Origin of the sequence: Roseomonas aerilata DSM 19363 (assembly GCF_000711725.1) — a bacterium.
Classification (GTDB): Bacteria; Pseudomonadota; Alphaproteobacteria; order Acetobacterales; family Acetobacteraceae; genus Roseomonas; species Roseomonas aerilata.
The window spans coordinates 1-10601 of the sequence record NZ_JONP01000082.1; the positions used below are offsets into that span (position 1 = coordinate 1).

The 10601-nt window shown below is 64.0% G+C and carries 11 protein-coding genes and 2 pseudogenes; 8 read left to right on the forward strand and 5 right to left on the reverse strand.

What is annotated here, in order from left to right; genetic code table 11:
- The 3 genes and pseudogenes from BO39_RS28080 to BO39_RS28090 all read left to right on the forward strand — a co-directional run.
- The coding region (locus BO39_RS28080; RefSeq protein WP_043839997.1) for an IS630 family transposase at positions 1-372 on the forward strand (372 nt) is incomplete at its 5' end.
- A 12-nt stretch (positions 373-384) separates the two neighbouring features.
- Positions 385-906 (forward strand): annotated as a pseudogene (locus BO39_RS28085) (IS5 family transposase); the annotation flags it as partial.
- A 760-nt stretch (positions 907-1666) separates the two neighbouring features.
- Complete coding sequence (locus BO39_RS28090) at positions 1667-1906, forward strand: hypothetical protein (RefSeq protein ID WP_043839998.1); 240 nt, start codon at positions 1667-1669, stop codon at positions 1904-1906.
- Positions 1907-2070: 164 nt separating this feature from the next.
- Here BO39_RS28090 and BO39_RS28095 read toward each other — a convergent pair whose 3' ends face one another.
- Together BO39_RS28095 and BO39_RS28100 are read right to left on the reverse strand one after the other, a co-directional pair.
- A complete protein-coding gene (locus tag BO39_RS28095) occupies positions 2071-2526 on the reverse strand; it encodes a helix-turn-helix domain-containing protein (RefSeq protein ID WP_043840000.1) in 456 nt (151 codons plus the stop codon).
- Between the two features lie 181 nt (positions 2527-2707).
- On the reverse strand, positions 2708-2887 hold the full coding sequence (locus BO39_RS28100) for a PIN domain-containing protein (RefSeq protein WP_043840002.1): 180 nt from the start codon (positions 2885-2887) through the stop codon (positions 2708-2710).
- A 98-nt stretch (positions 2888-2985) separates the two neighbouring features.
- Here BO39_RS28100 and BO39_RS28105 point away from each other — a divergent pair, with 98 nt between their 5' ends.
- The 3 genes from BO39_RS28105 (at position 2986) to BO39_RS28115 (ending at position 5615) form a co-directional block, all read left to right on the forward strand.
- Positions 2986-3750: a DUF7986 domain-containing protein gene (locus BO39_RS28105; protein WP_052402972.1), complete on the forward strand. Its 765-nt coding sequence runs from the start codon at positions 2986-2988 to the stop codon at positions 3748-3750.
- Positions 3751-3800: 50 nt separating this feature from the next.
- Positions 3801-4406, forward strand: coding sequence for a hypothetical protein (locus tag BO39_RS28110; RefSeq protein WP_156964077.1), 606 nt, complete (start codon positions 3801-3803; stop codon positions 4404-4406).
- 231 nt (positions 4407-4637) lie between these two features.
- Complete coding sequence (locus BO39_RS28115; protein WP_043840005.1) at positions 4638-5615, forward strand: Bug family tripartite tricarboxylate transporter substrate binding protein; 978 nt, start codon at positions 4638-4640, stop codon at positions 5613-5615.
- A gap of 325 nt (positions 5616-5940) precedes the next feature.
- Here the strand turns inward: BO39_RS28115 and BO39_RS32115 are convergent, their stop codons facing one another.
- On the reverse strand, positions 5941-6555 hold the full coding sequence (locus BO39_RS32115; RefSeq protein WP_169742883.1) for a sensor histidine kinase: 615 nt from the start codon (positions 6553-6555) through the stop codon (positions 5941-5943).
- A gap of 452 nt (positions 6556-7007) precedes the next feature.
- Here BO39_RS32115 and BO39_RS28125 point away from each other — a divergent pair.
- Positions 7008-7742: pseudogene (locus BO39_RS28125) on the forward strand (ATP-dependent DNA helicase); the annotation flags it as partial.
- 237 nt (positions 7743-7979) lie between these two features.
- Here the strand turns inward: BO39_RS28125 and BO39_RS28130 are convergent.
- A complete protein-coding gene (locus BO39_RS28130; RefSeq protein WP_245615453.1) occupies positions 7980-8930 on the reverse strand; it encodes a LysR family transcriptional regulator in 951 nt (316 codons plus the stop codon).
- Between the two features lie 57 nt (positions 8931-8987).
- Between BO39_RS28130 and BO39_RS28135 the strand changes: the two genes are divergently transcribed.
- Positions 8988-10202, forward strand: a complete 1215-nt coding sequence (locus BO39_RS28135; protein ID WP_043840009.1) for an MFS transporter — start codon at positions 8988-8990, stop codon at positions 10200-10202.
- 134 nt (positions 10203-10336) lie between these two features.
- Here the strand turns inward: BO39_RS28135 and BO39_RS28140 are convergent.
- Positions 10337-10601, reverse strand: a 265-nt coding sequence (locus BO39_RS28140; protein WP_043840010.1) for an IS5/IS1182 family transposase, incomplete at its 5' end; no start/stop codon positions are given.

A 10601-nucleotide genomic window follows, 5' to 3' on the forward strand; every position in this document is an offset into this window, starting at 1 on the left:
ACCGGCCTCGTCGCCCCTCTCGTGCTCGACGGGCCCATGACCGGCGAGGCCTTCCTCGCCTATGTCGGGCAATTCCTCGCGCCCGTCCTGTCCAAAGGCGATGTGGTGGTCCTCGACAACCTTCCCGCCCACAAGGTTGCCGGTGTGCGCGAAGCCATCCGGGCTACCGGCGCCAGCCTGCTCTACCTGCCGCCCTACTCGCCGGATCTGAACCCCATCGAGCAAGCCTTCGCCAAGCTGAAGGCCCTGCTCCGAAAGGCCGCGGCCCGCACCCGAGAAGCCCTCAGGAACACCATCGGCCGCCTGCTCAAGACCTTCATCCCAGCCGAGTACAGGAACTACCTCGCCAACTCAGGCTATGCGTTCGAGTAGGGTGGAAAAGCTCTAGACCGCGAGCGACAGGGCCGGGAGGCCAGTCCGAGCGGAGGCGTGCTCGACAGCCAGACGGTGAAAGCGCCGCACGCGCCTGACGGCGGGGGCTACGACGCCGCCAAGCGGACCAAAGGGCGCAAGCGGCATGTCGCCGTGGATACGGATGGGCGCCTGCTCATGGTCAACCTGACCACGGCCGATATCCAGGACGCGGCCGGGGCGGAGCGGATCATCGCGGCGGTCCGCAAGCGGTGGCCTTGGCTGAAACATCTGTTTGCCGATGGCGCCTATGATCGGGGCAAGCTGATGAGCGGGGCCGCCTACCGCGACTTCGTCATCGAGATCGTCCGCAAGCTGGCCGACCAAAAGGGCTTCCACGTCCTGCCCAGGCGCTGGGTGGTAGAGAGGACCTTCGGCTGGATGATGCGCTGGCGCAGACTGGTGCGCGACTACGAGCGCCGCTGCGACGTCAGCGAAGCCATGATCCGCGTCAGCCTCGGCGCCCTCCTGCTCCGCCGTGTTGCTCACCCCTAACCATTCTCAAACGGGGTCTCAGAAATGCTTTCGCGGACCAAGCCAAGGTCGAGGCTGAAACTCTCGAAGCGGCAGTGATTGACATTTCACATGGCCACGTAGCGACGGCTCTAACGACGTTGGACGTGAAGGCTGCGGAACTAGCGGAAGTGGCGTCCGGCAAGGAAGCGCTCGCGCGAGAAATATCGACGCTGCTAGAACGCTGCACGCGACTAAGGGCCCAATTGATGGGTGGGGTCGAGCAGCCTCCGTCACTAGGGTAAGCTATGGCGGGGGGGGGCGGCAGGCCGCCCTCCCAGAGAATGTTCGCCCCCAGTTCCTCTCGCTGCTCCAACTTCCCGCGAGACAACTTCTCTCTGGCAGGTTGGGATCGCGCTTCTCCGTGTGTTCTGGCCTCACTTTCCGCAAATAGCTTGATACTTCAAGTGCGGAACGAGCGCCGCTTTCTCTCTCCGGAGAGGCCAACATCTCCGAAGCTTGGGACTTGAGCGATTTAGTCTACAAGGTTTAGCGCCTTGCAATCGCTTCATCTTTAATCGGCACTCCCATCCGGATTTGGTGTTGCTGTCACCCAGGCGATTGCAGCTTCTGCGCAAACGGGCACTTCAGCCCCGAGCCTCACACGTCATCCCTCACCTGCTTTGCGCAGGGCTACGTCTTCGGTCTCGCCTCCTCGTTCTTCGTTGAACGGTCTCAAGCGGGCAATCGCTGAGCCGCATGGCGCCAGCGTTTTTCACGTACACCGGCAGGGGTCTGACGAATGGTCAAGCGTCGCAAGCAGGAAGAGATCGCCGGGGTGCTCGAGTTCGCGGGATGCTCCCAGGAAGACCCGACCTTCAAGCGCTGGGTTGCCGAGCACCGAGCCCAGAACGGCGGTAACCTCCGGATGAGCAAGGGTGCCACCGGCGTTCGGGTGATGTTCAGCAAGGAGGCGGACATGACCTTCTGGAGGGAGCGGTCGGAGGCAGAGGCGAAGGGCCGCAAGCCTCACGCCGCCTGAGGCCTGGGGACGGCTGCTGCTTAACGCCGAGGAGCGAGGCAGGCGACGCGCCACGATGCTTCAAACTCACGTCGGCCTGTCTCAAGGCGCTCCGCGGAGCGGCGAACAGCTCATCCCTACCCGCAAATCTGTCCGCAGAATCGGGTCAACTTCAAACCCACTCCTTACTCGGCCGGAGTAAGGCTCTTCATCAGGTCAAGGACGCGTTTCCGGACCGCTGACTCGCTGATACGGTGATATGCTCTAACGAGCTCCAGAGTCTCTCGCTTGTGCAGAAGGTCGTCCTCGACGCCGTTCTGCAATTCATTATGGGTAGCAATACGTGAGCTGTTAACAAACGAGCCGCCGTCCACGCTTGACGGCATGTCGTCGAAGAAGAAGCCGATCGGCACGTCCAAGATCCGAGCCAGATCGAACAGACGGCTTGCCCCAATCCGGTTAGTGCCTCGCTCGTATTTCTGGACCTGCTGGAACGTGAGGCTGAGCGCAGCTCCCAGCTTCTCCTGACTCATGCCCAAGAGTGTGCGGCGCACCCGGACGCGGGCTCCGACATGCACGTCGATCGGGCTCCGAACCTTCTCTGAACTATCCAAGGTCTGTACTTCTTGAGCTGTCAGCATGTCGTGGCTTCCAGTTGTTTCCGGCTCAACCGCGAGCCGCAGAGCGGTCATGGAGGCAGAAAGATCAATTCGGCAACATGATTATTTTGTACTTCGATCAAAATCTAGACAGATGTGGCGGGAGTGTTAATGCCTCGGCTGGCTACCCTCGCTGGTGCCGCAGGTCTTCAGGCTTCGACGATCAGTGCAGAGCCAAGTCGGCGATGCAGGGATTGAGCGCGTGAAAGGCCGTCGCTGCCTCGCGTGGCTCCCGGCTGGCGTGGGCCCAGTACAGCACCGTCACCGTGAACCCGTCCGCGACTAGCTGCTTCACGACCGGTTCGTAGTCGCCGTCCCCGTCACCAGCGTGATTCGGTCTCATCTCTGGTGATCGCTGAGCCGAGACGACCCAGGCTTGTTCACGGACCGCTGCATCGCCCATTCTCTTCGGCCCGAGAACTCTCTGCCTGAGGCGCAGGCATGCCAGTCATCCACAAGCTCGACGGCCTGATTGCCTGGACGCGGCGCGCGGAATGGCGCGAGGTCATGGCCGAAACCCTCGTCCGCCATGTTGCCAAGGCCTGCGCCGGTGCTGATCTGGAGATCGAGGATCTCTGGGACTTCCTCGACGATGCGGACCAGGGAGTCATCTGGGGTGCCGCTTTCGAGGACCTACTCGCCTCGGATCTGCCGGACGGGCGCAACCTAGCCGACGACTACCTCAAGCGCTGCTGCTTGAAGGAGCCCGTCGTCACCCAGGAGTACATCGCCGCGCTCCGCCACTCCGTGATCAGCCTCTACGAGGTCAGTGAGGTGGTCCCGGGCGAGTCGATGTTGCTGCGCGACCTCGTCCGTCCCTCCGAGCCTGTCCGCGTGCTGGAGAAGGCCGGCACCCGCAGCCTGCGCCAGTGGGACAGGGTTGCCACACGGGTTATCCCGCAGCGGAGCGTCACGGTGATCAGCGGTACCCTCCTCGCCTTCGACCAGGACACAAGCGAACAACTGCTGGCCTCGCTGCGCCGGGTCAGGAGCAAGGCAGGAGCAAGGCAGGAGGTTTGGTGGCGCAGGTCGCAAAGGAGATCGGTCGGACCGTGTCAGCGGAACGAGCTAACGCGGCGCTCACCCCTGAGCTGCTTCTCGGCCGCACGGCCTTTGCCTTCACCAACCTCTGGCTTGCAGCCGTACTACGGGCCGAACTCGATGACACCCCGCCTGAGGTGGCGAACAGCGATGGTGACCCGCTGAGGTTCGTCACCCTGCACTTTCCGCTCCGCCCCGGCGTGACGCTGGCTGCCGTGCGCGCCGCCCTGGATGGCATCCGGGACCTGGACCGCGCCGGGCCGAGCTTCTGGAATTGGCTTGCGTTCCCCGCGAAGCCGCCGAAGCGTGTTCCTCGAAAGCCGAACGGCGTCCAGTTGATCACGACGATCGAGGGCGGCGCGGTCGTGCTCGGCGCTGTCGAGATCTCCGGCCGTAAGGTGATCCTCTCGGTGAACTCCGAGGCACGGGCGGAGCGCGGCCGCGCGCTGTTCGAGCCCGCCTTGGAGGGCTTGGTTCGGCCGCCGCTCGTCGAGCGGCAGGACCTTGAACAACTCCTGGAGGAGCAGCGAGCCGGCGGGGAGCAGCCCCCTCTCCTGGACCTGCCACCCGACCAGATACGAGCTATCCTTCAACAGCAGCTGGAGGAGCACTACCGACAGGTTCTCGACCAGCCGATCCCGGCGCTGGGCAACGTCTCACCGCGCCGGGCGGCACGTTCGGTCAAGAGACGGGGAAAGGTGGTGAGATGGCTTAAGGCCCTGGAGAACCACTCATCAAAACGGCCTGCCGGCGACCCAATCAGCGAGTACGACTTCACGTGGATGTGGCAGGAACTCGGTGTGGCCAAACTGCGGAAGTGAGCGGACCAACGGCCGTCGGAGCGGCTACGTGCGGGGAGTCAAAAGCGCAGCGCTCCGGTTGCCTGTATGCCGAATGCCTGCTCTGGGGCAGTTACCTTCATGATCACCGCTGCCTTCCGGGGCGCTACTGAGAACATTTATTCGCGCGTCGGTCACGGCCTAAGCGTGAAAGGATTGTGGCCCTGCACAGCCGGCCTGCGTATCGTTCCTCCAATACTTGGGAGGAAACAGATGCAAGCGACCCGTCGCGCGACGCTGGCTGCGGCCCTCGCCGCGCCCCTCGCCCGCCCTGCCGCAGCACAGCAGAGTTGGCCGAACCGCCCAATTCGCGTCATTGTTCCTTGGCCACCCGGCGGATCAACCGACGTGCTCTGCCGGCTCCTTTGTGAGCAGTTGCAGCAGAGGCTCGGCCAGAGCTTCGTGCTGGAGAACCGGCCTGGCGCGGGCGGCAACATCGGCGCGGACGCCTTGGCCAAGGCCGCAGCGGATGGATACAGCATGGCGCCTCTGACGCTTGGCGCCTGGCACATCAACCAGTTTCTCTACGGGACTCTCCCTTACAACCCGCAGCGCGACTTCCAGCCGATCTCCATGCACTGGGAATTGCCCAACGTCCTTGTCGTCTCGGCCCAACACAACCCGGCCAACAACTTTCAGGAGTTTGTCGCCTGGGCGAAAGCACGTCCCGGGGGCATCAGTTACGGCTCGCCCGGCGTCGGCACCACCGCCCATCTCAGCGGTGCTCTGTTCACGAGCCGCCTCGGGCTCGAAGGCACCCACGTACCCTTCCGGGGCGCGGCGCAGATCATCCCCGCAATGCTGTCGGGCGATCTGATCTGCGCGATGGACAATCTCGCGAGCTATGTGCCTGTGATCCAGGAGGGCCGCATGAAGGCTTTCGTGATCACCGGCGCCGAACGCTGGCCGACCCTGCCGGGGGTCCCGATGATGGCGGAGGTCGGGGTGCCCGACTTCGTGGTGACGAGTTGGTGCGCCATGGCCTTTCCCGCAGGTGTTCCTACCCCGATCGTAGAACGTGCGGCGGCAACGATGCGTGAGATTAGTCAGGACGCGGCCATGCAGGAGCGTTTCCTGCGTGCTGGGGCCAAGTGCGTCTGGAGCACCCCTGCCGACGTTCTCGCCCGCGTCGAACGCGAGCGGCCGACGTGGCGAGAGGTGGTCAGGATCTCCGGTGCCCGCTTGGATTAGGCGAGCGGTGCCGGCGAAAGGGCTTGCCGGCGCCTTTGGGCTAGTTGTGCGCCATGCCCTTTGCCACGGCGCTGACCCTCTGCCCCTCGATGAACAGGTTGCTGCAATCGCCATAAGCCAGATGGGTCAAAGGAGGCCTATTTGAATGCCGCCCAGTGGGCCACCATCCCTGCCTTCCCGTGCCGCCTCGGCGGCTCCGCGAGTTGGTTAGAGCACTTTGGCCAGTCAGCACTTGTCAGTCGTATAGAGTATGCCAGTGGGGACGACGGCGCCTCGGTGCACGCCACCACAATGCCAGATCGCGCAGGAACACCAAAATCATGTTCTAAGTCACGCAGGCAAAGCGGATGGTCGTTCTCGTCCCATGTTCAGGCATTTGGTGCACAACATGCCCACCGAGTTGCTTAGACAGCAGTTCGACAAGCGTCATCCCCTGCCCACCTTCCGCCACGCGCGCCGCAACGGCCGCCACGTCAATCCCTTGCCCTTCATCAGAAACGGTAAGTACCGCCTCCCTGCCTTCTTCGTCGATACGAAGAACAAGGCGCACTAATCCACCGCGCTCCTCAGGGTAGGCGTGTTTGGCTGAATTGGTGATGAGTTCATTGACCAGGAGGCCTGCTGCGACAGCCTTGCTGAAAGGCAGGATGCATTGGCTCAGATCGGCCTTCAATTGGAGACTGTCGCCAAAGGTTAGTTGAATCTTCTCGACAAGCACGCGCAAATATACAGCGAGATCTATCTCCTGTCCGTCATCCCCGGAGAGCGAAAGCCAATCCTGCGCGACAGCGATTGCAGATACTCTTTGGATCAGCGCTCCCAGCCTGCCAGCGGCGCGTTCGTCCTGTTCTGCAGTCGCTATCCGTTGTTCACGCCCTAGAAGAGCAATGATGAGAGAGAGATTGTTCTTTGTGCGGTGCTGAAGCTCGCGACGGAGCATGTCCACCATTCCTGTGGACGTAGGACATGTAGCAGGTCCGCTTTCGCCTCGGCCTCGGCCTCGCCCGCTGCTCGCTGCCGCCTTGCGGGGTGCTTGTTTTACGATGCCACCAGACTGGGCCGACGCGCTAGTTGACGCACAATCCCCTTCGCAAACAGGTCGCCTGTGGGTCTGACCTGGGTAGATGCGCCACTTGCTCCTGAACTGCTGTTTGAGCTTGCGCAAAGCTGCAAACAGCATGCGTAGCTCGAAGCATGTTGCTGTGCGAGAGGCAGCTGCCGACAGCGACGAGGACATAGATGCTCCACCAGCTTCTAATCACGCGCTTTTTTCAGCACAATCCCGTGAATCGGTAGACCAACCAGGAGTTGAACAAAAATGGACATATACCAGAAATTTCGACATGCCAATGAAATTATCTCCAGCTGATCGAAATGGTTGGCGCGCGGGCGAGCGCGCGGCTGACCGAGGTATTCCGCCAGGCCGCCGAGAGCCAGGTCATGGTCAACGCACACCGCATCAACCAGGGCCAGATGCCCGAGCTCCGCCAGTGCGAGGGGTCGGACTTTTTCTTCATCGACGCGCCCGACCCCGAGGAGGGTGTCCGCAAGCTGCTGACGGTCGTGCGGGAGAGGATCCCCGCCCGCTTCGGGCTTGACCCCGTGCGCGACGTGCAGGTGCTCTGCCCGATGAACCGGGGCGGGCTGGGCGCGAGGTCGCTCAACATCGAACTGCAGAAGGCGCTGAACCCGCCGGGCGAGCTCCGGGTGGAGTGCTTCGGCTGGACCTTCTGCCCCGGCGACCAGGTCATGCAGGTGGCCAACGACTACGATCGCGAGGTCTACAACGGCGACCTCGGCGTGATCTCGGCCATCGACCCCGAGGAGAGGGAGCTCACCGTCCGCTTCGAGGGGCGCGAGGTGACCTACGGCTTCGGCGAGCTGGACGAGCTGGTGCTCGCCTACGCCACCACCACCCACAAGGCGCAAGGGTCGGAGTACCCGGCCGTGGTGATCCCCCTCACCACCCAGCACTACGCCATGCTGGCGAGGAACCTGCTCTACACCGGCGCCATCCATGGCAAGAGGCTGGCCGGGCTGGTGGGACAGCGGTCGGCGCTCGGCATCGCCGTGAAGAACAGGAACACGCGACGGAGGTGGTCCAAGTTCAGGGAATGGCTGGCTTAAGGGGATGCCGACTGAGTTCTCTCACGCAGGGTAAACAAAGACGGGTTTGGCAGACAGCCAACAGGTAGGTTTGAGGGCTCAGTCGGGTGGAAAGCGGACGTATGGCTGCAGGCGCTCGACTGCCAGAGGCGATCCAAAGCCGACTCTCGCCGTACTTCCGACGGCACCCTGGCTTTCCCGAAAACGATGGTGTTTTGGGAAAGTAAGCTTGGACCTGCGGTACATAGGCATACACCATCATGCCAACGCGGCAAGTCGGTCGCGCAGCCAGCTCTGTGCCTGGTGGGTAGTCGTCCGTTCGTGCCAGATACTGGCGATGACGAATCCAGGTATGGTGAGCGGCGGTTCCAGCACCTGCACCCGATCCGACCAGCCTTCTGCGATCCGGCGCGGGATCAGTGCGATCATGTCGGACCGGGATACCACCTCCGGCACGATCAGGAAGCCTGACGTGGACAAGGCGACGGTGCGGCGGCGGCCGATCGCCTCAAGCGCCGCGTCCGCGGGCCCTGCAAAACCGCCGCCCTGAGGCGATACGACAACGTGGTCCAGCGCGCAGAACACGTCTAGCCCCAGATCGCCCTGCACGCCTGGATGTCCTTGTCGCGCGATGACCGCGTAATCCTCCTCGTAGAGTCGGCGCTGGCGCATCGCCGCCGGCGCGTGTTCAGGCGCAGCCAAGGCCAGGTCAACCTCACCACGCTCCAGCTGCGTCGTGAGTGCCATCACGTCGAGCGCCCGCCACGCGATGCGGACCATGGGTGCCTCGGCCCGCAACGCGACCGAGAAGCGCGCCAGCAGCGCATACTGGACGTAGTCGCTCGCCGCGATCACCAGGGTTGCTCGCATGGTCGCCGGATCGATCGGCGCTCCTTGCTCGACGACGTGGCGGATCCTCTCCAGCGCCTCGTGCAGTGGCTGCATCAGCTCGAGTGCCCGCTGGGTCAGCACCATCCCGCGCTGGGCCGGGATCAGGAGCGGATCGCCGAGCGCCTCACGGAGCCGCGCCAGCCGCGCCGACAAGGCCGGCTGACTGAGGTTCAGCCGGCGCGCAGCGCGCGTGACGTTGCGTTCCGCAAGCAAGGCTTCGAGCGTGACGAGCAATCCGAGATCGAGGGTTCTGGTATCCATCGTGTCGATAACGGCACGCAAAAGGTTCGATTTCAATGCCCGAGGCGGCTGGGTCATATGCTTTAGGAGCGGGCTGAAGCTCGTGACACTCCAATCGACGGCACGGATAGCAGCTTGCCCGAAGCGACCTCCCTGGCATCGCCACCCGCCTCCTCGATCGCCTTCCCATTGCTCGCGATCACCCTGTTCCTGTTTTTCGTGTCGGCCAGTGTGCCCTCCCCCTTGTTCGTCGTGTTCCAGGGGCGGTGGGGGTTCTCCTCGGGCATGCTGACGCTCGCGTTCAGCATCTACTCGCTGGTGCTGCTGGTGACGTTGCTCGTTGCCGGCTCGCTCTCCGACCATCTGGGCCGCAAGCCGGTGATCGTCGCGGCGCTGATCATCCAGGCCGCATCCATGGCCCTCTTCCTGACGGCGGACGGCATCGGCGGATTGCTGGCCGCCCGGATCGTCCAGGGGCTGTCCATGGGCGTGGTCAACGGCGCGCTGTCCGCTGCGGTGATCGAGGCGGCGCCCCCGGCCCGAAAGGCGCTCGGCAGCTTGCTGACCAGCGTCTCGCCCCTGGCCGGGCTGGCGACGGGCGCCCTCGTCACCGGCGCCCTGCTCGGGGTGACGAACCAGGCGGAAGTCTGGGCATTTGGGTTGCTGGGCGGGCTGTTTTGCCTCGGCGCAGTGTCGGTTGTTCTGATTCCCGAAACGGCAAGCCGGGTGCCCGGTCTGCTCCGGTCCATGGTGCCAAGCGTGCATGTCGCCCAAGCGGCGCGGCACGGCTTCATGCGTGGCTTGCCGCTGCTCCTATCCATCTGGGCACTGTGCGGCTTCGTCATCGCGCTTGGGCCGTCGCTGCTGCGCAACGTCTTCGCGGTCAACAGCGGACTGCTGAACGGCGCCACCGTCGCCGTGCTCTGCGGAGCCGGCGCCGCATCCTCGCTCCTGATGCGTGGGCAGCCGCCTCGGCGCATGGCGGTGTTAGGCATGGCGGCGGTGACAGCCGGGGTCGGCCTGCTTCTCGTGTTCATTGGCACGGGCACTCTGGCGCTGTTCTTCGTCGGCAGCGCGGTGGCCGGTGCCGGACTGGGCGCGTCGTTCAGCGGCCTCATCCAATCGCTGGTGCCGCTCACCCCGGTGCACGAGCGCGCCGAACTCTTCGCGGCGATCTTCCTGGTCACCTACCTGTCTCTGGCCGTCCCGCCGATCGCCGCCGGCTTCGCCGTTCCGCTCACCGGCTTCCTGGGCACAACCCAGGCTTACCTCGGTGCCGTCCTGGTCGTCTCGGCGACGGCAACCGTCCTGCAATGGCTGCCCTCGCGCAGCCGAGGAGCACCCGTATGAAGGCTCTCCAGGCTCATCGGCAGCGAGGGCTCGACGGCCTGACGTTGGTGGACCTCCCCGATCCCGGCAATCCCGGACCGCCCGCCATCCGCGTGCGCGTTCATGCCACCTCTCTGAACTTCCACGATCTAGGGTCAGGACTCATTGATCCAGAAGAGCACGGCGACCGCGAGGCAAATGGAGGACATGAAGGTGTGGGCGCATCGGTCGTAGCGCATGGCGACGCGGCGCCAGTCCTTCAGGCGGCCGAACATGTTCTCGATGCGGTGCCTTTGGCGGTAGAGGGCCTTGTCGTAGGGGAGCGGCACCTTGCGGCTCTTGGATGAGGGTATGCAGGGCTCGATGCCGCGCTCGCCCAGGGCCTCGCGAAAGCGGTTGCTGTCGTAACCCTTGTCGCCG